This window comes from Mycobacterium sp. URHB0021 (assembly GCF_054057895.1).
Genome location: NZ_JBSRZT010000002.1, coordinates 7,547,615 through 7,569,165, shown reverse-complemented (window position 1 = coordinate 7,569,165; position 21,551 = coordinate 7,547,615). Strand labels below are relative to the sequence as shown.

The 21,551-nt window shown below is 67.9% G+C and carries 20 protein-coding genes; 11 read left to right on the top strand and 9 right to left on the bottom strand.

Annotated features, from left to right (window positions below):
• The first annotated feature begins 1 nt into the window (after position 1).
• Complete coding sequence (locus ACVWWN_RS39195) at positions 2-442, top strand: hypothetical protein (protein ID WP_457148683.1); 441 nt, start codon at positions 2-4, stop codon at positions 440-442.
• Here ACVWWN_RS39195 and ACVWWN_RS39190 read toward each other — a convergent pair.
• Together ACVWWN_RS39190 and ACVWWN_RS39185 are read right to left on the bottom strand one after the other, a co-directional pair.
• A complete protein-coding gene (locus ACVWWN_RS39190; RefSeq protein ID WP_457148682.1) occupies positions 435-1,274 on the bottom strand; it encodes an oxidoreductase in 840 nt (279 codons plus the stop codon). The genes ACVWWN_RS39195 and ACVWWN_RS39190 overlap by 8 nt on opposite strands.
• A gap of 9 nt (positions 1,275-1,283) precedes the next feature.
• On the bottom strand, positions 1,284-2,147 hold the full coding sequence (locus tag ACVWWN_RS39185) for an SDR family oxidoreductase (RefSeq protein ID WP_457148681.1): 864 nt from the start codon (positions 2,145-2,147) through the stop codon (positions 1,284-1,286).
• Positions 2,148-2,273: 126 nt separating this feature from the next.
• Between ACVWWN_RS39185 and ACVWWN_RS39180 the strand changes: the two genes are divergently transcribed.
• The 5 genes from ACVWWN_RS39180 to ACVWWN_RS39160 all read left to right on the top strand — a co-directional run bounded on the left by ACVWWN_RS39180 (position 2,274) and on the right by ACVWWN_RS39160 (position 7,129).
• Positions 2,274-2,957, top strand: a complete 684-nt coding sequence (locus ACVWWN_RS39180; protein WP_457148680.1) for an alpha/beta fold hydrolase — start codon at positions 2,274-2,276, stop codon at positions 2,955-2,957.
• Between the two features lie 140 nt (positions 2,958-3,097).
• Entirely contained in the window at positions 3,098-3,592 is a 495-nt protein-coding gene (locus ACVWWN_RS39175; protein ID WP_457148679.1) for a GNAT family N-acetyltransferase, read from the top strand.
• A complete protein-coding gene (locus tag ACVWWN_RS39170; RefSeq protein WP_457148678.1) occupies positions 3,589-4,677 on the top strand; it encodes an LLM class flavin-dependent oxidoreductase in 1,089 nt (362 codons plus the stop codon). The genes ACVWWN_RS39175 and ACVWWN_RS39170 overlap by 4 nt, the downstream gene beginning before the upstream one ends.
• Complete coding sequence (locus ACVWWN_RS39165) at positions 4,674-5,795, top strand: LLM class flavin-dependent oxidoreductase (protein ID WP_457148677.1); 1,122 nt, start codon at positions 4,674-4,676, stop codon at positions 5,793-5,795. Before ACVWWN_RS39170 ends, ACVWWN_RS39165 begins: the two co-directional genes overlap by 4 nt.
• Entirely contained in the window at positions 5,792-7,129 is a 1,338-nt protein-coding gene (locus ACVWWN_RS39160; RefSeq protein WP_457148676.1) for an NtaA/DmoA family FMN-dependent monooxygenase, read from the top strand. Before ACVWWN_RS39165 ends, ACVWWN_RS39160 begins: the two co-directional genes overlap by 4 nt.
• Here the strand turns inward: ACVWWN_RS39160 and mqo are convergent.
• Positions 7,124-8,800 (bottom strand): malate dehydrogenase (quinone), encoded by a 1,677-nt coding sequence (mqo, locus tag ACVWWN_RS39155; protein WP_457148675.1) that lies wholly within the window; start codon positions 8,798-8,800, stop codon positions 7,124-7,126. The two genes, ACVWWN_RS39160 and mqo, sit on opposite strands and share 6 nt — an antisense overlap.
• Before the next feature lie 64 nt (positions 8,801-8,864).
• On the opposite strand from mqo, the gene ACVWWN_RS39150 reads away from it, so the two are divergent.
• A complete protein-coding gene (locus ACVWWN_RS39150; RefSeq protein ID WP_457148674.1) occupies positions 8,865-9,749 on the top strand; it encodes a LysR family transcriptional regulator in 885 nt (294 codons plus the stop codon).
• A gap of 110 nt (positions 9,750-9,859) precedes the next feature.
• On the opposite strand, the gene ACVWWN_RS39145 is transcribed toward ACVWWN_RS39150, so the two are convergent.
• Positions 9,860-10,597: an MBL fold metallo-hydrolase gene (locus ACVWWN_RS39145; protein WP_457148673.1), complete on the bottom strand. Its 738-nt coding sequence runs from the start codon at positions 10,595-10,597 to the stop codon at positions 9,860-9,862.
• A 34-nt stretch (positions 10,598-10,631) separates the two neighbouring features.
• Between ACVWWN_RS39145 and fgd the strand changes: the two genes are divergently transcribed.
• The 3 genes from fgd to ACVWWN_RS39130 are packed head-to-tail and all read left to right on the top strand — an operon-like array spanning position 10,632 to position 14,944.
• Entirely contained in the window at positions 10,632-11,642 is a 1,011-nt protein-coding gene (gene fgd / locus ACVWWN_RS39140) for a glucose-6-phosphate dehydrogenase (coenzyme-F420) (RefSeq protein WP_457148672.1), read from the top strand.
• Positions 11,643-11,654: 12 nt separating this feature from the next.
• Entirely contained in the window at positions 11,655-13,742 is a 2,088-nt protein-coding gene (gene pta / locus ACVWWN_RS39135) for a phosphate acetyltransferase (RefSeq protein ID WP_457148671.1), read from the top strand.
• Positions 13,739-14,944 carry an acetate kinase gene (locus ACVWWN_RS39130; RefSeq protein ID WP_457148670.1) on the top strand — a complete coding sequence of 402 codons (1,206 nt, stop codon included), beginning with the start codon at positions 13,739-13,741 and terminating at the stop codon, positions 14,942-14,944. Before pta ends, ACVWWN_RS39130 begins: the two co-directional genes overlap by 4 nt.
• Here the strand turns inward: ACVWWN_RS39130 and ACVWWN_RS39125 are convergent.
• The 4 genes from ACVWWN_RS39125 to glnX all read right to left on the bottom strand — a co-directional run bounded on the left by ACVWWN_RS39125 (position 14,879) and on the right by glnX (position 20,232).
• A complete protein-coding gene (locus ACVWWN_RS39125; RefSeq protein WP_457148669.1) occupies positions 14,879-15,211 on the bottom strand; it encodes an STAS domain-containing protein in 333 nt (110 codons plus the stop codon). The two genes, ACVWWN_RS39130 and ACVWWN_RS39125, sit on opposite strands and share 66 nt — an antisense overlap.
• A gap of 406 nt (positions 15,212-15,617) precedes the next feature.
• Entirely contained in the window at positions 15,618-17,891 is a 2,274-nt protein-coding gene (locus ACVWWN_RS39120; protein WP_457148668.1) for a serine/threonine-protein kinase PknG, read from the bottom strand.
• On the bottom strand, positions 17,891-18,880 hold the full coding sequence (locus ACVWWN_RS39115) for a glutamate ABC transporter substrate-binding protein (protein ID WP_457149447.1): 990 nt from the start codon (positions 18,878-18,880) through the stop codon (positions 17,891-17,893). Before ACVWWN_RS39115 ends, ACVWWN_RS39120 begins: the two co-directional genes overlap by 1 nt.
• A gap of 32 nt (positions 18,881-18,912) precedes the next feature.
• Positions 18,913-20,232: a protein kinase G-activating protein GlnX gene (glnX, locus tag ACVWWN_RS39110; RefSeq protein WP_457148667.1), complete on the bottom strand. Its 1,320-nt coding sequence runs from the start codon at positions 20,230-20,232 to the stop codon at positions 18,913-18,915.
• 124 nt (positions 20,233-20,356) lie between these two features.
• On the opposite strand from glnX, the gene ACVWWN_RS39105 reads away from it, so the two are divergent.
• Entirely contained in the window at positions 20,357-20,863 is a 507-nt protein-coding gene (locus tag ACVWWN_RS39105; protein ID WP_457148666.1) for an NUDIX hydrolase, read from the top strand.
• Here ACVWWN_RS39105 and thiE read toward each other — a convergent pair.
• Positions 20,847-21,518 (bottom strand): thiamine phosphate synthase, encoded by a 672-nt coding sequence (gene thiE, locus ACVWWN_RS39100; protein WP_457148665.1) that lies wholly within the window; start codon positions 21,516-21,518, stop codon positions 20,847-20,849. The two genes, ACVWWN_RS39105 and thiE, sit on opposite strands and share 17 nt — an antisense overlap.
• Positions 21,519-21,551 lie beyond the last annotated feature (33 nt).

The following is a 21,551-nucleotide window of genomic DNA, read 5'->3' as shown; positions in this document are numbered from 1 at the left end:
GGTGTCGCGTCGCGGACCCGCGCACGCGAGGAGCAAAAAGGTAACAGCGAAGCAGGCCCGCCGGAAGAAGCGGCGGGCGGCCCGGGACGCGCGATGGATACCCGGGACGGTGTTCGAGGGGCTCTCGGACGAGATCGAGTTCGCCGCGGTACTCGAACGCATCGACGAACGGATCACCGAGCGCGGCTGGGTCTTCGACGAAGAACTGTCCGACGACGACTCCGCGCTCTGGTTTTTCCCGCCGTCGCGGGCCGAAGTCACCGACGAGGAAGTCGTGCCGGCGACGACAATCGTCTTGGCGGCCGACGACGGCAGCGAGGTCGCGCACGTGGTGTTCGTCGGCACCGCCGATGACTACCAGTTCGGCCTCGATGAGTTGTTCGATCACCTCGACGTGATCGAGTCCCACCGACACGGCCAGCCGCGGCCGGATTTCAGCTAGCCGGCTCGAAATCTGCCGACAGCGCGGTCTCCCGCCACGCCTCCTGATCGCGGGCGGTGCGGGCCAGCTTCTCCTCGATTCGCTGGAAGGCGTTGGCGCCGAGTTGGATTCGCTGGGGAATGTCGTCACGGTCGGCGAGGTCGACGATGATCTTCGCGGCCTTGACGGGGTCGCCGTCCTGGCCGTAGTTGGTTTCGGTGGCCCACTGCCTGGTCTTGCCGACCGTCGCTGCGTAGTCGTCGATTTCGGTGGAGACGACGCCGAGGCTGCTGCCGTCGAGGAAGTTGGTGCGGAACGGGCCCGGCTCGATGGCCACCACGCGGATGCCAAGCGGGCCAAGCTCCTGAGCCATCGCCTCGGAAAGGGCCTCCACCGCGAATTTCGTCGACGCGTACACGCCCCAGCCGGCGCTCGCCACGAAACCGGCCACCGAGGACAGGTTGACGACGAGACCGGATCGCTGCCCGCGCAGGTGCGGCAGCACGGCGCGGGTCACGGCGAGTAGACCGAACACGTTGACGTCGAAGACCGCTCGCACGTCCTCGTCGGTGGCTTCCTCGACCGCGCCGAGCAGGCCGCGGCCCGCGTTGTTCACCAATGCGTCGATGCGTCCGAACTTCTCGATACCCGCGTCGACGGCGATGATGATCTGGTCGGGTTGATGGACGTCGAGGGGGACGGCCAGCAGGCGATCGGCGTCGGCGGGGAACACATCGAGCACCGCCTGCGGATTGCGCGCCGTGGCGATGACGCTGTCGCCGCGGGACAGCGCCTCCTTGGTGATCTCCAAGCCGAAACCGCGCGATGCCCCTGTGATGAACCAGACCGTCATGGACGAAGGCTATGACTCCGGTGGCCCTTCAACAACTCCCTGCGCGGCCCGCGCACGCCGTTCGTAGTCGCTGCGCGCGGTCTGGTCGAAGTCGAGGAACACGCGGTCCAGGCCGAGGCGCTTGTTCAGCCATCGACGTCCGCGGGGACCGAGCATCTGGGCGGCCTGCGCGGTGAACCGCAACGGCGCCGGAACGGCGACGTGGGTCTTGGGCTTCTCGAGCGTCTTGATGACGGCCGCCGCGACGTCCTCAGGCTCGACCGGCTTGATGGCGCCGCCGGTCTTGGTTCCGGAGATCAGCTCGGTGTTGGTGAACGGCGGCATGACGACCGAGACGTCGACGCCGTGCGGCGCGACCTCATCGGCCAGCGCGGCCGTCAACCCGACGACGCCGAACTTGGCGCCGACGTAGGCCACCTGCCCCGGCACGGGCATCAAACCGGACAGCGACGCGATGTTGATGATGTGGCCGCTGCGGCGGGCGATCATGCCCGGCAGCACCAGTTGGCATCCGGTGAGCACACCGTAGAGATTGACCTCGATCGACGACCGAATCGACTGTTCGGACTGCTCGAGGAACGGGCCGATCGGCATCACGCCGGCGTTGTTGATCAATACGTCGACGTGGCCGCCACCGTCGGTGCGGGCTTTGTCGAGGAAGGTCGCGAACGACTCCCGGTCGGTGACGTCGAGCGGATACCCCGAGACCGGGCCCAGCTTGGTGAGGTCCGCGACGGCCGACTCCTGGAGTGCGACGTCGCGGTCGCCGATCACCACCCGGGCGCCCTCGGCCAGCAGGGCCTTGGCGGTGGCGTAGCCGATGCCGCGGGCGGCGCCCGTGATCGCGATGGTTCTGCCCCTGATGCGGTCCATGCGGCCAGACTTTACACGTGTCAAGTTTTGGTCGAAGGCGGTCGATGCGTGATGGTCGGCGCGCCCTACCCTCTCAGGTGGCCGCCAGTACGGTTACCGCTACCGAGATCATGCGAGGAGATCACCATGAATACCGGCTCCGGAGCGCGGAACATCGTTCTCGTCCACGGCGCGTTCGTGGACGGATCCAGCTGGCGGGCAGTTTACGACCTTCTCACCAGCGACGGCTACCACGTCGCCGTGGTGCAAAATCCGACCATATCGCTGCCCGGCGACGCCGAAGCGACGCGGCTGACCATCGACGCGCAAGACGGGCCGGTCGTCCTGGTGGGGCACTCCTACGGCGGCGCGGTGATCACCGAGGCCGGCACCCACGACAAGGTGACGGCCCTGGTCTACATCGCGGCATTCGCGCCGGACAGGGGCGAATCGGTGAAAGTGCTGGGCGGCGACCCGGATACGCCGGGGTTGCCGATCGTCCGCGCGCCAGGCGGGGTCTTGTTCCAAGACCGGGCGAAGTTCCACGCGTCGTTCGGTGCCGACTTGTCCGCCGCCGACGCCGTATTCCTGGCCGACTCCCAGGTCCCGTGGGCGGTGAACGCGATGGCCGGGCCGGTCACCGAGCCAGCCTGGCGTGACAAGCCAAGCTGGTACTTGGTTGCCACCGAAGACCGGATGATCTCGCCGTCCGCCCAGCGGGCCATGGCGCAGCGGGCCGGCGCCACCACGGGCGAGGTGGCCGCCAGCCATGCTGTCTACATGTCACAGCCGCGCGCCGTCGCCGCCTTCATTCGACAGGCCTGCGACTAGGCGGTCGCGTGCCTCCCGCCGGCCGGCCGGACGCCTGACGCCGACCCGCCGGTTTGGCGAACTGTGCGTATTTGCGCTCACGTTGATCGAATCGGCGGCTCAGGAATGCGGTTTGGCGACTTGCGTTAGACAGTTAGGTGATGGGTGTGTCTGCGGTGAACGATCTGCGCTTCGTTACGGTCGGCCAGGAGGATCCGCTGGCCGAGCCGCTGCTGGCTGAGCTCACAGTCGAGTACGCCAGCCGATACGGCGCGACCGAGGACATGGTGTCGAAGTGGCTGCGCGAATATCCGGCGCAGGAGTTCGCGCCACCCCAGGGCGGACTGTTGATCGGGCTGTTGGACGCCCAACCCGTCACCGGTGGGGCGTTCTGCCGGTTCGACGACGACACCGCCGAGCTCAAACGCATCTGGACCGACAGCGGGCACCGTCGGCGGGGACACGCAAGGGCGCTGCTGATCGAACTGGAGACGGCTATCGCCGCACGCGGCTATCGGCGCGTGTACCTGACGACGGGCGACCGCCAACCCGAAGCGGAGGCGCTGTATCTCGCGACCGGCTACACGCGGCTGGACGAACCCCTGCCCGCGGAGGGTGACGTCTTTCCGGTCGCCTTCGTCAAGGAGCTGCCGTGACCGGGCAGGTGCACGTCGGCGTCGCGCTGGACGGCCACGGGTGGCATCCGGAGGCCTGGCGGCACGGTCCGGACAGTGGACCGGTGACCAGTGGCCGGTACTGGTCGGAGCTCGCCGCCACCGCCGAGCGCGGACTGCTGGACTTCGTGACGTTCGACGACGCCCTCACCCCGCAGCGCCGTCGCCGTCCGGAGATCGAACCGCGGTGGCTCGCGGGCAGGCCGGACGCCGTGCTGGTCGCCTCCCGAGTCGCGCCCGTGACCCGCCACATCGGGCTCATCCCGGTCGCCACCGTGACTCATACGGAACCCTTCCACGTCTCCAAAGCCATTGCCACACTAGACTTCATCTCTCACGGCCGGGCCGGCTGGCAGGTCAGGGTCAGCGGAACCCAGCACGAGGCCGAGCTGTTCGGCAGGCGCGACGTCCAGGGCGCCGACCTGTTCGACGAGGCGTCCGACGCGGTCGAGGTCGCCCGCCGACTGTGGGACAGCTGGGAGGACGATGCCGTCATCCGCGATTCCGCCACGGGACGCTTCGTGGACCGGGACAAGCTGCACTACATCGACTTCGCCGGAGAGTACTTCTCGGTCAAGGGTCCGTCCATCACCCCACGACCGCCGCAGGGGCAACCCGTGGTGACGGCCCTCGCCCACGCCCTTCGCGTCTACGAATTCGCAGCGCGCAGCGCGGATATCGTGTTCGTCACCCCGCAGGACGACGAGTCGGTACGGGCCATTCTGGCTCAGGTCGCGCGGGCCGGCGGCACCGACCTCAAGACCTACGCCGACATCTACGTGACCTTCGGTGACCTCGCCGACTCTCGCTCGGATGCGTATGTATTCGACCGGACCCCAAGCGAACTGGTGGACCTCGTGCTGCGCTGGCAACGCCTTGGCATCGACGGAGTCAGGCTCCGGCCTGCCGTACACGCCACCGACCTCTCCGTGATCGTCGAGAACGTGGTGCCGCTGCTGCAACAGGCCGGGGTGTTCCGCGTCGGGTACCGCGACGGCGAGACGCTACGCGAGCGCCTCGGGTTGGCCACGGCCGACAACCGCTACACCAAGGTGGAGTCATCATGAGCGTTCCCCTGTCGATCCTGGACCTGTCGCCGATCAGCGAGGGCAGCGACGCCGCCTCCGCGCTGCGCAACACCGTCGACCTCGCACAGCACGCCGAGCAGTGGGGATACCGCCGCTACTGGGTCGCCGAACATCACTTTGTCTCGGTCGCGAGCGCGGCGCCGGCCGTGCTGATCGGCCAGATCGCCGCCGCTACCTGCCGGATTCGCGTCGGCGCGGCTGCCGTGCAACTCGGCCAGACCACCGCGATCGCAACGGTGGAAAGCTTCGGCATGCTCGAGGCGTTCCACCCCGGCCGTATCGATCTCGGCGTCGGACGATCCGGGCAGAGGCGCCAGGAGGTCCTCAAGGAGGGCCAGTCCAAGCCGAAGCGCCAACCGCGTACGGAATGGCTGGACGTCCAGGGCGTCGTCGTCCCGCCGCCGTTCGACATGAGCGTGCTCATGCGCAACCCCCGCCTGCGCGCCAAGCAGTCGGTGTTGCAGCAGCCCGAGGCCGTCACTCCCGACTTCGCCGAGCAGGTGAGCGACATCCTGGCAATGGTCGACGGCAGCTACGAGATCGACGGCGTCGAGGCACACGCCACGCCTGGTGAGCGGTCCGGCCTGGTGCCGTGGGTTTTCGGCAGTAGCAAGGGCCAGAGCGCGCGAGTCGCCGGTGCCCGCGGCCTGCCGTTCGTCGCGAGCTACCACATCACCCCGGCCACCGCCCTGGACGCGATCGAGGTATACCGCAACGAGTTCCAGCCGTCGGCTGCGCTGCCCCAGCCCTACGTCGTGGTGTCGGCTGATGTCGTGGTGGCCGACGACACCGACACCGCCAAGCGCCTGGCGTCGACCTACGGCCACTGGGTGTATTCGATCCGCGCCGGCGACGGGGCCATTCCCTACCCGGACCCCGACACCGCCGATCCCTTGAGCGACGAGCAGCTCGCCGTGGTGAGAGACCGCACCGCAACGCAATTCGTGGGCAATGCCGACGAGGTCGCTGACCAGCTGGACACCCTGCAGCGGGCCACCGGGGCCGACGAACTGGTCATCACCTCCGTCACCCACCGGCATGCGGATCGGCTGCGTTCGCATGAATTGATCGCCAAGCGCTGGGGGCTGACGGGATGACCGCAGTTCGCGAGGGTGCGCAGCGCAAGCCCATTCACCTGGCCGCACACTTCCCCGGGGTCAACAACACCACGGTGTGGATGGATCAGGATTCGGGCAGCCAGATCGAATTCGACTCGTTCGTCCACCTCGCCCGCACCGCGGAGCGCGGCCTGTTCGACTTCTTCTTCCTCGCCGAGGGTCTGCGCCTGCGCGAGCACCGCGGCCGCATCCATGACCTCGATGTCGTGGGGCGTCCCGACACCTTCACGGTGCTCGCCGCGCTGGCCGGCGTCACCGAGCGGCTCGGACTGGCGGGCACCATCAACACCACGTTCAACGAACCGTTCGAGGTCGCAAGGCAATTCGCGACCCTGGACCACCTGTCCGACGGTCGTGCCGGCTGGAACATGGTCACGTCATCGGATGCCTTCACCGGCGGGAACTTCCGCCGGGGCGGCTTTCTCGATCACGCCGATCGTTATCACCGCGCCGAAGAATTCATCACCGTGGCGCGGGAGTTCTGGGACAGCTGGGCGGCCGACGCGGTGCGCGCCGACCGCGACGCCGGAATATATGTCGATCCCGACAAGATTCGCGGGGTCGAGCACCACGGACCCCAGTTCGATGTCCGCGGCGTCGCCACGTTGCCGGCATCGCCGCAGCGCCATCCCGTGCTGCTGCAAGCCGGTGACTCGGCCGACGGACGCGCCTTCGGCGCCGAGCACGCCGACGCCCTGTTCACCCTGCACTCCGCACTGGAAGCCGGTCAGCGCTACTACGCGGATGTCAAGGGCCGGGCGGAATCATACGGCCGAGACCCGGACGGGCTCAAGGTCTTTCCCGCCGCGACGTTCGTCCTCGGCGACACCGCGCAGGAGGCCGCCGAGCGGGCCCGGCATATCCGACACCAGCAGGTGAGCCCGCAAACCGCGATCGCCATGCTGGAGCAGGTCTGGCAGCGCGATCTGTCGGCGTATGACCCCGACGGTCCGCTTCCCGATGTCGAGCCGACCGAGGACCCGACAGTCACGCAGGGCCGCGTCCGCCATGGTGACCCGAAGGCCGTCGCCGCCGCGTGGCGCGAGCGCGCGCAGGCCGAGAAGCTCAGCATTCGCGAACTGGTCATCGCCGTCACCAGCCGCCAGCAGTTCGTCGGCACACCGGCCCAGGTCGCCGACGAGATCGACCTTCACGTCCAGTCCGACGCCTGCGACGGCTTCATCCTCGTGCCTCACCTGACACCGCGCGGCCTCGACGAGTTCGTCGACCGCGTGGTGCCGATGTTGCAGGAGCGCGGCGCCTTCCGGACCGGGTACACCGGCCATACCCTGCGGGATCACCTTGGCCTATAGGCTGGGCCGTGTCGATTTCCCAGACGACGGTCGGGTGGCTGCTTCTGCTATGCGCCACACTGACGTTCGTGGTCGGGTCGGCATCCCGGGTGCTCGTCGGCCGCAAGCGCCACACGAAGGCGGTGCGTGGCCTGATCCGCACCTTCCGTAAGACGGGCCGTGGCGCGCGTCCTGTTCGGCCGGTTCGAGGGCGAGATTCTCGACGACGACGAACTCGACAGCATGATCCTGATGCCCACCGTCGTCGTGGGCTGCGGACTGTGCCTGACCGCGGTGTTCCTGCTGGGTTACGAGACTCTCGCGTAGTCGTTCCCACTGCGGGGGGAAGCAACGCTGCAGCAGATCGAGCATGATCGGGACCGCAGTCGACGCGCCCGGGGACGCGCCGAGGAGGCCGGCGATGCTGCCGTCGGCGGCGACGACAAGCTCGGTTCCCGAACGGAGCGCACCCGTGTGCTCGGCGTCGGGGGTGACCAGTTGTGCCCGTTGCCCGGCGGAGATCAGCTCCCACTGGGCAGGGTCGGCGAAGGGGTAGTACCTCGTCAGCGCCGCGAACTTCTTGCGACGCGATGCCAACAGTTGGGCGATCAGGTACCGCACCAGGGGCAGGTTCTGCCGGCCCGCCGCCGCGAGCACCCGGACGTTGTGCCATCGCAGCGTGGTGAAGAAGTCGGTGAGCTTGCCGTGCTTGAGCAGTTTCGTGCTGAAGGTCGCGTACGGGCCGAACAGTAGATGCCCCGTGCCGTCGACGACTCGTTTGTCCAAGTGCGGCACCGACATCGGGGGTGCGCCCATGGGAGCCTGGCCGTAGACCTTGGCGTCGTGCCTGGCCACCACCTGCGGGTCCGAGCAGCGCAGGAAGGCCGCACCGACCGGCAGCACCCCGTACCCGCGCACCTCGGACAGTCCCGCGCGTTGCAGCAGCCGGAGTGCGAACCCGCCGGCGCCGACGAAGACGTACGAGGCCCGCAATCGAAAGCGGGCACCCGTATCGGTGCGCCGTCCGCCGACCACCCAACCGGTATCCGAGGCTCGGTTCAACGTGCGGACATCGTGGCGCAGCAGTAGTCGGCCGCCGTTGTTCGTCACGATCCGGAGGAGGCTGTTGGTCAGTGCGCCGAAGTCCACGTCAGTTCCTCCGCTGTGGCGTGTCGCCGCAACGGGTTCGCCCGGGTCGCGGCCCTCCATCACCAGCGGTGCCCACTGCCCGATGCGCGCCGTGTCGTCAGTGAACTCCAGGTCTGCGAACTGCGGATCGGCGGTCAGCGTCTGGAACCGGCGACGCAGGTACGCGGTGTCCCGGTCACCGAACACCAGATCCATGTGCGGGGTGGCGTGGACGAACATCGCCGGATCGAGCAGTCCCTGCTCGACCAGGCCGGCCCACCACTGCCGGGTGATCTGGAACTGCCGCGCTATCTCGGCCGCCTTCCCGCCATCGGAGGGGTCGGGCATGTAGTTGAGTTCGCAGTAGCCGGAGTGGCCGGTGCCAGCGTTGTTCCATGCCTGGCTGCTCTCCGTCCCCGCCTCGGTAGCCCGTTCGACCACCACGATCCGCCACTGGGGTTCGAGCTGGGTGAGCATCGCGCCCAACGTTGCCGACATGATGCCGCCGCCGATCAGCACGACGTCGACGGTGTCCTCGGCGGTGTCGATTGAGGTAAGAGCCATGACCTCAGGATCCCTCGGCACCTTCAATCCGTCCAATGAATGATTGGGCGATTACCATCCATTTATGGATCATTGGATGGTTCAGCTCTCCCCGCAGCTGAGGGCGCTGGAGGAGCTGGCCAATCACGACGGGCATATGACGCGCGCCGCCGACGCGCTCGCGATTCCCCAGTCGTCGATGAGCCGGCGCATTCACGCCCTCGAAAAGACTCTCCGCCTGCGCCTGATCATCCAGGAGGGCAGAACGGTGCGGCTGACCCCGGCCGCACTGCGGCTCGCCGAGCGCGCCCGCGAACCGTTGCGCGAACTCGAGGCGACCGTCGACGCGATCGCCGGTGAGGCCGACCCTGAACACGGCACCGTGCGCTTCGGATTTCCGTTGACCATGGGGTCGGGCCGGTTACCCACCCTGATCGCCGAATTCTTCCGTCACGCGCCCGGCATCCGGCTGCAGATCAAACAGGCGCACGGCTCCGAACTCGCCGCGGATCTCAAGGCAGGCGACCTCGACGTGGCCGTCGTCATCCCGCCGCCGACGGAGGTGCGTCACACACTCATCGGTGTGCAGACCGTTCGCGCCGTGCTTCCGGCACCTCACCGACTGGCGTCGCGGCGGCGGCTGCGACTCGAAGACCTGCGTGGCGAGACCTTCATCGCCAACCCGACCAGCTACAACCTGCGCCAGTTGACCGAGAGCTGGTGTCGGAACGCGGGATACAGTCCGCATATCGCCCTGGAGATCACCGAGTTCGTCACGATCCGCGAGCTGATCGGCCGCGGGCTCGGGATCGCGCTGCTACCCCACGACGACCGGGGCGCCACCGACACCGCCGAGGTCACGTTGACCCCCGACACCTACCGCCGCGACATCTCGCTGGCCTGGGGGCCCACCGCGGTCACCCCGGCCAGCCGGCGGCTGGTGACCTTCATTCGCGATCACTTCGCATAGCGGACCGCGCGGTACACCACCCGAACCCGGCCCGCCTGGAGCGGGACGGACTCGACGTGTGGTGCTCGTGGCCGACCGCACCGACCGTGCGGGCGCCGCCGACACGTAGATCACCCCGCCGTCGCCTGTTCGACGGCCTCGCGGATCGGCCCCCGCCACACCGGCCCGTGGCCCGGCAGCAGCACATCGGTGTTCAGCATTCCCAGCGCCGCCAGGCTGCGCAGGCAGCCCTCCTGATCGTGGTTGAACAACGACGGCAGCAGCTGCGGGCCCCTCCGCGGTGCGACGGGGTGCCCGGTCACCAGGGCGTCGCCGCTGACCAGGACGCCGTCGACGATGTATGAACAGTGCCCGCCGGTGTGTCCGGGCGTGGGGACGGAATGCGGGGCCCCCGGCAACGCCGCCGCCACGTCCTCGGTGAGCGCCTGCGTGGTCGGGATGCCGTCGCGGACCATGCCGCCCTTGCGGCTGATCGCCAGCGACCACTTCAGCCAGCGCGGCTGCCACGCATGGGTGACGATGTCGACCACCGACGCCTGCTCCAGATATTCGCGCTTGGAGTGGCCAACCTCCGAGGCATGGCAATACACTGGTGTGCCATGGGTTTTCGCGAACCAGATGGCCGAGCCGAAATGATCGATATGGGCATGGGTCAGCAGGATCGCGCGCAGGTCCTCGACGCCGTGACCGAGGTCGCGCAGCGACACGAGCACCTCGTCGCGGCTGCCGGGGTACCCGGCGTCGATGAGCGTCACGCCGCCGTCGGAGTCGGTGACGAGTGTCCAGTTGACCAGGTCGGTCTGGGCGAAGTGCACACGGTCGGTGATGGCCGTGAGAGCGGGTGCCATGCCCTGAGTTTATTGGTGGAGTAGAAACGAACATGTGGCTGAACTCAAACTCGGATACAAGGCGTCGGCGGAGCAATTCGCCCCCCGCGAACTCGTCGAACTCGGCGTGTCCGCCGAAGAGCACGGGATGGACAGCGCAACGGTCAGCGACCACTTCCAGCCGTGGCGCCACGAGGGCGGTCACGCACCTTTCTCGCTGGCCTGGATGACGGCCGTCGGCGAGCGGACCAAACGCCTCATCCTGGGCACGTCGGTGCTGACCCCGACGTTCCGCTACAACCCCGCGGTCATCGCGCAGGCGTTCGCGACCATGGGCTGCCTGTACCCGGACCGCATCTTCCTCGGCGTCGGCACCGGCGAGTCGCTCAACGAGATCGCCACCGGCTACGAGGGCGACTGGCCCGAGTTCAAGGAGCGCTATGCGCGGCTTCGCGAGTCGGTGCGGCTGATGCGCGAGCTGTGGCTCGGCGATCGCGTCGACTTCGACGGTGAGTACTACCACACCAAGGGCGCTTCCATCTACGACGTGCCCGAGGGCGGCATTCCCATCTACATCGCCGCAGGCGGACCGCAGGTGGCCAAGTACGCCGGCCGGGCCGGCGAAGGTTTCATCTGCACCTCTGGCAAGGGCGAGGAGCTGTACAAGGACAAGCTCATCCCCGCCATGAAGGAAGGCGCGGAGGCGGCGGGAAAGAACCCCGACGACGTCGACCGGATGATCGAGATCAAGATCTCCTACGACACCGATCCCGAGCTGGCGTTGGAGAACACCCGGTTCTGGGCGCCGCTGTCGCTGACGGCCGAGCAGAAGACCAGCATCCACGACCCCCTCGAGATGGAGAAGGCCGCCGACGAGCTGCCCATCGAGCAGGTCGCCAAGCGCTGGATCGTGGCCTCCGACCCGGATGAGGCCGTCGAGAAGGTGGGCCAGTACGTGAAGTGGGGCCTGAACCACTTGGTCTTCCACGCGCCAGGACACGACCAGCGCCGCTTCCTCGAACTGTTCGGCAAGGACTTGGAGCCGCGGCTGCGCCGGCTCGCCTGATACCTTTGCGGCGTGCCAACCGGCTCAGGGTCTTCGCGCGCGATTTACATCGCGTCGCCTGAAGGTGACACCGGAAAATCGACGATCGCGCTGGGCATCCTGCACCGCCTGGCGGCGACCGTGGCCCGGGTCGGCGTCTTCCGTCCGATCACCCGCCTCGGTGACGAGCGCGACTACATCCTCGAGCTCCTGCTCGCACACACCACCGCGGGCCTGCCCTACGAGGAGTGTGTCGGCGTCAGCTACCAGCGGTTGCACGAGGATCCCGACACCGCGTTGGCCGACATCGTCGATCGATACCACCTGGTCGCCGATCGGTGCGACGCGGTGCTGATCGTCGGAAGCGACTACACCGACGTCACCGCGCCCAGCGAGCTGTCGACGAATGCCCGTATCGCGGCCAATCTCGGTGCACCCGTGGTGCTCGCGGTGAAAGCCAGGGGCCGCATCCCCGATCAGGTGGTTCAGGTGGTCGAGGTCTGCCTTGCCGAGATCGCGGCCCAACACGCGCACACGGCTGCCGTGGTGGCCAACCGCTGCGACCCCGGTCACCTGGCCGAGGTGGCAGGCGCGTTGAAGCGGTTCGAGCCGCCACGCACCTACGTGCTGCCCGAGGAGCCCCTGCTGGTCGCGCCGTCGGTGGCCGAACTGCAGACCGCGGTCGAGGGCAGCCTGCTCCGTGGCGACCCCGCGCTGTTGACCCGAGAAGTGATGGATGTGCTGGTGGCCGGCATGACGGCTGAGCACGTGCTGGAGCGCCTGACCGACAGCGTCGCGGTGATCACCCCGGGAGACCGATCGGACGTTCTGCTGGCGGTGGTGAGCGCCCATGCGGCGGAGGGATTTCCGTCGCTGTCGTGCGTGATTCTCAACGGTGGACTCGAGCTGCATCAGGCGATCGCCTCGTTGGTGTCGGGTCTCGGACTCCGGTTGCCGATCATCGCGACCCGATTCGGCACCTTCGAGACCGCCAGCCGGGTGGCCGCCGCAAGGGGGAGGGTGACCGCGAGGTCGCAGCGAAAGATCGACACCGCGCTGGCGCTGATGGACAGCCACGTCGACGTCGCGGATCTGCTTGCGCAGTTGGCGATTCCCATCCCGTCGGTGGTGACCCCGCAGATGTTCACACACCAGTTGCAGGACCAGGCCTGCTCGGACCGCAAGCGCATCGTGCTGCCCGAGGGCGACGACGACCGCATTCTGCGGGCGGCGGGGCGGTTGTTGCAGCGCGGCGTGGCCGACCTGACGATCCTCGGCGAGGAGGGCCGGGTCCGATCCCGCGCCGCCGAGCTGGCCGTCGACCTGTCGGCCGCCGTGGTGCTCGACCCGCGCACCAGCGAGCTGTGTGACACGTTCGCCGAGCAGTATGCGCAGCTGCGCAGGCACAAGGGCGTCACCGTCGAGCAGGCCCGCGAAATCATCCACGATGTCTCGTATTTCGGCACGATGCTGGTGCACAACGACATGGTCGACGGGATGGTGTCCGGGGCGACGCACACCACCGCCCACACCGTCCGGCCCGCGTTCGAGATCATCAAGACGCTGCCGGACGTCTCCACGGTGTCGAGCATCTTCCTGATGTGCCTGGCCGACCGGGTGCTGGCATACGGCGACTGCGCGATCGTGCCGGACCCCACTGCCGAGCAACTGGCCGATATCGCGATCTCGTCGGCGCGCACCGCCGCGCAGTTCGGCATTGACCCGCGGGTGGCCATGCTGTCATATTCGACCGGCACGTCGGGTACCGGCGCCGACGTCGACAAGGTCAGGGCGGCAACCGAATTGGTGCGCTCCCGGGAACCGGGCCTGCTGGTCGAGGGGCCCATCCAGTACGACGCCGCCGTGGAGCCGACGGTGGCGGCCACGAAGATGCCCGATTCGAAGGTCGCCGGCCGGGCGACCGTGCTCATCTTCCCGGACCTCAACACCGGCAACAACACCTACAAGGCGGTGCAGCGCAGCGCAGGCGCGATCGCGATCGGTCCCGTGCTGCAGGGCCTGAACAAGCCGGTCAACGATCTGTCGCGTGGCGCGCTCGTCGAGGATATCGTGAACACCGTGGCGATCACGGCGATCCAGGCGCAGGGCCGGCCGTCGTGAGCCGCACTGTCCTGGTGCTCAACTCGGGCTCGTCGTCGGTGAAATTTCAACTGGTGGCTCCCGATTCGGGCGCCTCGCTGGCCGACGGGATCGTCGAGCGGGTCGGCGAGGACTCGTCGGCTGCGAGCCTGACCGTCGCCGACAGGGAAGTCGCCCGCGACGAGCGGGTCGCCGACCACGAGGCGGCGTTGCGGACCGCGTTCGAATTGTTCGACGAGGCGGGCGCGCACCTGGACACCGTCGGTCTGGTCGCGGTCGGACACCGGGTGGTGCACGGCGGCCCCGATCTGTACCGGCCGACGGTGGTCGACGATGCGTTGATCGCCACGCTGGAGGAGTTGGCTCCGCTTGCGCCGCTGCACAATCCGCCTGCGGTGCTCGGCATCCGGGTGGCGCGCAAGGTGTTGCCCGGGCTGCCGCACATCGCGGTGTTCGACACGGCGTTCTTCCACGACCTCCCTCCCGCGGCAGCGACATACGCGATCGATCGGGACCTCGCCGCGCAGTGGCACATCCGGCGGTACGGGTTTCACGGTACCTCTCACCAGTACGTCAGCGAGGAGGCGGCGGTGTTTCTCGACGTGCCGCTGTCATCACTGAACCAGATCGTGCTGCATCTGGGAAACGGCGCATCGGCCTCGGCGATCGTCGGTGGGCGGCCGGTGGACACGTCCATGGGCCTGACGCCGATGGAAGGCCTGGTGATGGGCACCCGGTCGGGTGACATCGATCCCGGCGTGATCACGTATCTGTGGCGCGCGGCGAAGATGAGCGTCGAGGACATCGAGGTGATGCTCAACCGGCGGGCGGGCATGCTGGGCCTCGGCGGCGAGATCGACTTCAGGGTGGTGCACCAGCGGATCGAGTCCGGCGCCGGGCCGGATCGGGAGGCCGCGCAACTGGCCTACGAGGTGTACCTCCACCGGCTGCGCAAGTACATCGGCGCCTACCTTGCCGTGCTCGGCTCCGCCGACGTCATCACCTTCACCGCCGGTGTCGGGGAGAACGACCCGGCAGTGCGCCGCGATGTGCTGTCCGGGATGGCGGCGTTGGGGATCGAGCTCGACGAGCACCTGAACGCCAGCCCGGCCCGCGCCGCGCGGCGGATCTCCGCCGATAGTTCGCCGACGACGGTACTAGTGATTCCCACCAACGAGGAACTCGCGATCGCCCGCGGATGCGTTCGGGTCCTCGACGAATGACCGCTCGCCGATCGGCAGGGTGCCGTCCGGATCGCAGATCCGAAGGACGCGACGTACCTGCGGGCCGACCAGCAGCTCCCATGAGGCGCCGTAGCGCGAGCAGATCACGTTGATGTTATGCAAAGAAGCGAAGCCGGCAGTCCCGAAGAACTCGACGTTGGCGAGGTCGAGGACGAGCCGCGTGGCACCGGCGGCCTGGCTCTCGACATAGCGGGCCAGCGCGCGGTGATTTGCGGCGTCGATCTCGCCTTCGACGGTGACCAGCACGGTCGACGACGGGAAATGGCACGAGGAGAACCGTCCCCGGTGGTGGGTTTCCCTCGCGTCGCGGGTTTCGGGGGCGGCTCGGAATACGCGGCAGGTGGCAGTGGTCACGTGTGGGGCTCCCTCAGTACAAGAGCAATTCAAAGCGATTCACACTGTGGCTTTACGTCAGGATCTGGCCCTTTTGTCTGAAAGCCGCCGTGCCCTGGAGTCGGGCGCTGGGCGTCGATGACGTCACCGTGGGCTGTGGTTTCAACCTGACCAGAATCTACTACTGATTTCGTCGTCTGACCATGGTCTTAGCATGGCAAAACTATGTGGGTCTACCAGGGTTTCTGGCCCTGCGACGACCGTGCGACGGGCTGTGCAGTGAACCCCCGGCGGGGTCAACAACGAGATCCGTAGTTTGCTAGAAGGTGCTCGTCGGCCGGACGCTGTTGGCCAGGTCGACCAGGGCGTAGCGGTGCGCCTGGGTCGGCGCCACCCGGGCCAGGCTCCGCAACGAGGCCTCGACGCCGAGTTGGAGGCCGTGCTCGGTGAACGGGAAGCCGAGGATGTGGTTGGTGCTCGCGGTGTTGTCGGCTAGCCAGTCCATCGCGGTGCCGAGTACCAGGGCGCGGATCTGCAACACTCTCGGCTCCGTGTCGGGCAGCGCCTCGACCCGTCGGGCCGCGTCGCGGATGTGTTGTTCGGTGACCTCGGTCATCGAGCGGCCCGACAGCAAGGTGACCGCGCTCGTCAACCGGGCGGTGGTGAAATGCCTTGATGTGGCCGGCACTTCGTCGAGCGTGCGCACCGCGGCGTCGCGCTCGCCCGCCGCGGACTGCGCCCGCGCCAACCCGAAACCGGCCGAGATCACGCCGTTGTCGGTGCTCCACACCGTGTTGTAGAACTTGCGCTCGCAGGCTTCTGCGATGCCCGAGCCGGCGAGTTCGGCCGTCGCGGCCAGCGCGAGTTTGGGCGCCAGTTCCCCCGGCAGCGTGTCGAGCACCTCGGTGAAATGCTTTGTCGCCGAGTCGTAGTCGGCGGTGAGCATCTCCGATACCGCCCGGAACCACACCAGCCGCCACCGCCAGCCGACGCGCTCGGCCAGGTCGTCGAGCTTGCGGGTGGCCTTGGCGACATCGCCGAGGTCGAGCAGCGCGCGGACCTCCATCAGCGGCAGTTCCACCGACTCGGAAAGGTCGATGCCTTCGGAGTCCAGCGTTCCGTGCCGCGCTGCCCGCAACGAATCCAAGGTCTGCACGGGCTGGCTGAGCAGGGTCGCCGACAACACCGTCGCGCCGACGTCGGTGGGATCGACCAGCGGCACCTGCAGCGCCTTGACGATGTCCTGCGCGGTGAGCTTCTCGGAGTGCACCTGCCCGTCGAGATAGACGTCGGTGTGGGCGACCAACAGATCGACGCCGAACGTCGAGCGCGACGGGCTGAACACCGTCGACAGACCGGGCCGGGCGGTGCCGGTGTCCTTGGCGACCACCTCACGCAGCACGCCCATCAGCTGGCTCGACATTTCCTCGGCGCTGACGAACCGCCGCCGCGGATCCGGGTCGATGGCGCGGCGCAGCAACCGCCCGAACGAGTCGTATTCGGTCAGGACCGGGTCGTCTTCCGGCAGCCCCTCGACGTAGCGGCCCTTGCGGGTGCGCAGATTCAGCGTCAGCGCGGCCAGCGTGCGTCCCACCGTGTAGATGTCGGTCGCCACCGTCGGACCGGTCTTGACGATCTCCGGGGCCTGGTAACCGGGTGTGCCGTACAGATACCCGAAGGAGTTGATGCGCGAAACGGCCCCGAGGTCGATCAGCTTGAGCTGCTCCTCGGTGATCATGATGTTCTCCGGCTTGAGATCGTTGTAGACCAGGCCGATGGAGTGCAGATACCCCAGCGCGGGCAGGATCTCGAGCATGAAACCGATGGCCTCGGCTACCGGAAGCCGGTCGCCCCTGGCCTGTTTGAGCGAGGTCCCGCCGACGTACTCCATGACGATGTAACCGACCGGGTTGCCGTGCTTGTCGTCGTGTTCGACGAAGTTGTAGATCTTGACGATCCCCGGATGGGTGACTTCGGCAAGGAACTGGCGTTCGGCCATCGCGATGGCCTGCGCCTCGGCGTCCCCGGAGTGCACCAGGCCCTTGAGCACCACCGGGCGGTCGTTGACGTTCTGGTCGAAGGCCAGGTACACCCAGCCCAGCCCGCCGTGGGCGATGCAGCCCTTGATCTGGTACTGCTCGTTGACCGTATCGCCCGGACTCAATTGTGGCAGAAACGAATACGCGCTGCCGCAATGCGGGCACCAGCCCTCTGACAGGGCACGGCCGTCGGGTGAGGAGCGGCCCACCGGGCGGCCGCAGTTCCAGCAGAACCGCTTCGACTCCGCCACTACGGGGTTGGTCATCAGCGCAGCGAGCGGGTCGGTGGCCGGCACCCGGGGAATCTCCACCAGCCCGCCACCGAGCCGTCGCGTCGGCGACAACGCGCGGGTCATGGTCGTCGAATGGTCCTCCGGTTCCGTCTCGGCGGTGCCGACCGACGGATGCTCGTCGTCGTCATCGAAGTGCGGCCGGAACACCGCCTGCGTCGCCATCGGGCGCAGCGTCGAGCCGGAGTCCATTCCAAGATCGTCGAAGCTGGCCGGTTGGGTCCCCGGGTCTTCGTCGAATTCTTCTTGACGTGCTTCGGCCATCAGTCGACATACCTCGCGACCGGGGGTGCGGGTGCCGGGCCCAGCACCGTCAACCACTTGCGGTACAACGTGTTCCACGTGCCGTCGCGCCGCACCCGCTCGAGCGTTCCGTTGACGAAGCGCACCAGCCCGGTGTTCTGCAGGTTGATCCCGATGCCGTAGGGCTCCTGGTTGAGGCTCGGCCCCACGATGTGCAGATACGGGTCCTGCGATACCAGCCCTGCCAGGATGGAGTCGTCGGTGCTGACGGCGTCGACCTGTCGCTGTTGCAGGGCCACCAGGCAGTCGGCCCATGTCACGACTTCGACGATGATCGGCGGCGGGGTGATCTGCTGGATCCGGTTGAGTGAGGTGGTGCCCTTCGCGACGCACACCCGCCTGCCGGACAGGTCGGACGGCTGCGTGATCGGCGAGTCGCGCGGCGCCAGGATGCGCTGGTTGGCCGAGAAGTAGACCGTGGAGAAGTTGACCAGCTTCTTGCGCTCGCACGTGATGGTCATGGTCTTGACGACGACGTCGACCTGATTGTTCTGCAGCGCCGCGATCCGATCGGCGGACGACAGGATGCGGTATTCCACCTGGGACGGCGTGCCGAAGATGTCGCGCGCGATCTCACCGGCGATGTCGACGTCGAAGCCGGTGATCTCGCCGGTGATCGGGTCGCGAAAGCTGAACAGGTTGCTGCCGATGTCCAGCCCCACGATGAGCCGGCCGCGGTTGCGGATGTTGGCGACCGCCGCGTCCGCATCGGCCTTGTTGGGAAACGGGCGCAGGCTCGCGGTCCGGTCGCAGTCGTCGTTGTCGGCCGGGGGTTTCGGCGGCGACGGGGGCAGCTCGTCCATGCCCGCCGGGGTCGGCGGCGTGAGCGTGACGCCCGGGTTGGGCACCACCGAGCCGGCCTGCCCGCAGCCGGCCGACAACGCCGCCACCGCAACCACGGTCCAGAGCTTCTTCATCACCAGCTGACTGTTCTTCGCGCGAGCGCTCATCACCAGCTGTCTGTTCTTCGCGCGAGCGCTCATCACCGATACTCGCTGAGTCGTGGCCACAGCCCGAGCGCCACCGCGACCGCGGCGACCACGGACAGCACGGCGGCGCCGACGGTCGCCCCCGACAACACCCGGCGCGCGTTGAGGATGTCGTTGCGCAACTGGTTGCGGCTCTCCTCGATGCCCTTGCTCAGTGCATCGTCGAGCTTGGTGAACGCCGGGGTGGAGTCGTCCTCGCCGGTGCCGAGCGCCACCTGAGTCGCGGCCTGATAGTTACCGACGCCGATGTAGGAATTGATCCGGTCGTCCGCGGCCCGCCACCGCTTCAACAGCGCCTCGGCATCCTCGAGATCGGCCTTGTCGATCGCGTCGGCGCGCGACAGGTAGTCCGACAGCTGTTGCTGCATCGAGTCGATGCGCTGGTAGTAGGACTGCTTGCGGACGTCCTCGTCGCCGCGCCGGATCAGCGACAGCGTCTCATCGGCGCGCGCCTGCTGCGCGGTGATCGCGAGATTCGTGACGGTCTTGAGGGATTCCGCCGCAGTGTCTTTCGCGCTGCGGCTGTCGACCGTCGAGATCACCAGCGCCGTCCCCACCCATATCAACATAATCAGCACCGCAACGCCGCCTGCGACGAAACCGATGTTCACCCGCCTGCGGGTTCGCCGGGCCAGCCATCGGTTGGCGAATGTGCCGAACAACAGCGTCCCGAGCACCACCAGGATGACGGGCCCGGGAATCCTTGTCGACGCGGTGGTCTCGGCGTCGACCCGCGCGGACGTCTCCTCGTAGAGCCGTTGCGCGTCAGGCAGGATCTGCGTCTGCATCAACGACGACGCCTCGGACAGATACGACGATCCGACCGGGTTGCCCGCTCGGTTGTTGGTGCGCGCCGTCTCCACCAGCCCGGTGTAGACGGCGAGTTCCGCGTTGACCCGGCCGAGCAGTCGGACCATCGGTTCGTCGGTCAGACCGCTCGACGCGCGGGTGACGGCTACCGACGCGTCGGTGATCGCCTGCTCGTAACGCTGCCGGACATCCTGCGGTTCGGCGCCCGCGATGAACGCGGTGGCGGCTGCGGCGTCGGCCACCGACAACGTCGTGTAAAGCTGGCCGGCGGCAAATGACAGCGGTTCGGTGTGGTTGAGAACGGTGGTCAGCGCTTCCTGACGGTCGTTGATCGTCGTCGAGGTGGCGAAGGCGCTGGCGATGACGAGCGCGGACAGCACGAACCCGATGGTCAGAATCCGCCCGGGGGTGGTCCAGAGGAACCACCAGCGCGGGTGCGCTGGGGTGGTCGGCGACCGTGACGCCAGTGGTTCGGTCGAAGGGTGCGCCAACTCCACAGTCACGTGTGCGCGGACCTCGTCTTTCCGGCTACTTTCTGGACTGTCCCCAACTGTATAAAAGAATTCTAAGAGTTTCAGCGGTGACGCGTGGGGATTCGACACGGCAGCCGTTCCCTAAGCTGAACGCGTGCGCGGCGACGGTGACGGTTGGGTGATCTCCGAGAGCGGCGCGCATTTCTGGGGCAGGCACGGTGCGGCCGGTCTGCTGCTCCGCGCGCCGGGCACCACCGGAACGGCGGCGGTATTGCTCCAACACCGCGCGCCGTGGAGCCATCAGGGCGGCACCTGGGGTCTTCCCGGCGGGGCCCGCGACAGCCACGAAACTCCGGAACAGGCCGCCGTTCGCGAAGCCAACGAGGAGGCCGGGCTGACCGCCGAACAGCTGACCGTGCGGACCACCGTCGTCACCGCCGAGATCTCCGGCTCGAGCGGGGGCCGCTGGACCTACACGACCGTGATCGCCGACGCCCCCGAACAATTGGAGACGGTTCCCAACCGGGAGAGTTCCGAGCTTCGCTGGGTTGCTGAGGAGGACGTGGCCGGACTGCCGCTGCATCCGGGCTTCGCCGCCAGCTGGGAGCGGCTGCGGGTGGTGACCGCGTCGATCCCGCTGTTGGTCAACCCGCCGCGCTGAGAGCAGCCTTCAGCCGCCGCGCGGCCGCACCCGGGTCGCCGGCCGCGGTGATGGCCCGCACCACGACGATCCGGCGGGCACCCGCGGCGAGCACCTCGGGCAGCCGCTGCTCGTCGATGCCGCCGATCGCGAACCATGGCTTGTCCGTTCCGATGTCGCCGGTGGCGCGGACGAGGTCCAGACCCGGCGCGTGACGTCCCGGCTTCGTCGGGGTGGGCCAGCACGGGCCGACACAGAAATAGTCGGTCGCCTCGGCCACCGCGGCGTCGACCTGTGCTCTGTCGTGGGTGGATCGGCCGATCACCGGTCCCGGGCCGATGATGTCCCGTGCGACCGGCAACGGCAGATCGTCCTGGCCGAGGTGCAGCACGTCGGCGCGCGCGGCACGCGCGATGTCGGCGCGGTCGTTGACGGCGAGCAGCGCGTTGTGCCGCCGTGCCGCGTCGGCCAGCACCTCCAGCGCAGCGAGTTCGTCGCGCGCCTCCAGCGGCCCGAACTTCTGCTCGCCCGGCGACCCCTTGTCCCGCAGCTGGATGAGATCAACACCGCCGGCCAGCGCGGCATCGGCGAATTCGGCGAGATCGCCGCGCTCGCGGCGGGCGTCGGTGCACAGGTACAGCGACGCGGTCGTGAGTCGGTCACGTGGATTACACACACGGCGACGCTAGCCGTCGTGTCCGAATTCGAG

What these genes read in the sequence shown, in the direction of transcription:
- ACVWWN_RS39120 (WP_457148668.1), bottom strand. Translation starts at nt 17,891, where the DNA reads ATGGCCGAAGCACGTCAAGAAGAATTCGACGAAGACCCGGGGACCCAA.
- ACVWWN_RS39175 (WP_457148679.1), top strand. Translation starts at nt 3,098, where the DNA reads ATGGGTGTGTCTGCGGTGAACGATCTGCGCTTCGTTACGGTCGGCCAG.
- ACVWWN_RS39185 (WP_457148681.1), bottom strand. Translation starts at nt 2,147, where the DNA reads ATGGACCGCATCAGGGGCAGAACCATCGCGATCACGGGCGCCGCCCGC.
- ACVWWN_RS39145 (WP_457148673.1), bottom strand. Translation starts at nt 10,597, where the DNA reads ATGGCACCCGCTCTCACGGCCATCACCGACCGTGTGCACTTCGCCCAG.
- ACVWWN_RS39180 (WP_457148680.1), top strand. Translation starts at nt 2,274, where the DNA reads ATGAATACCGGCTCCGGAGCGCGGAACATCGTTCTCGTCCACGGCGCG.
- ACVWWN_RS39190 (WP_457148682.1), bottom strand. Translation starts at nt 1,274, where the DNA reads ATGACGGTCTGGTTCATCACAGGGGCATCGCGCGGTTTCGGCTTGGAG.
- ACVWWN_RS39115 (WP_457149447.1), bottom strand. Translation starts at nt 18,880, where the DNA reads ATGAGCGCTCGCGCGAAGAACAGTCAGCTGGTGATGAAGAAGCTCTGG.
- mqo (WP_457148675.1), bottom strand. Translation starts at nt 8,800, where the DNA reads ATGGCTCTTACCTCAATCGACACCGCCGAGGACACCGTCGACGTCGTG.
- ACVWWN_RS39165 (WP_457148677.1), top strand. Translation starts at nt 4,674, where the DNA reads ATGAGCGTTCCCCTGTCGATCCTGGACCTGTCGCCGATCAGCGAGGGC.
- ACVWWN_RS39160 (WP_457148676.1), top strand. Translation starts at nt 5,792, where the DNA reads ATGACCGCAGTTCGCGAGGGTGCGCAGCGCAAGCCCATTCACCTGGCC.
- ACVWWN_RS39150 (WP_457148674.1), top strand. Translation starts at nt 8,865, where the DNA reads ATGGATCATTGGATGGTTCAGCTCTCCCCGCAGCTGAGGGCGCTGGAG.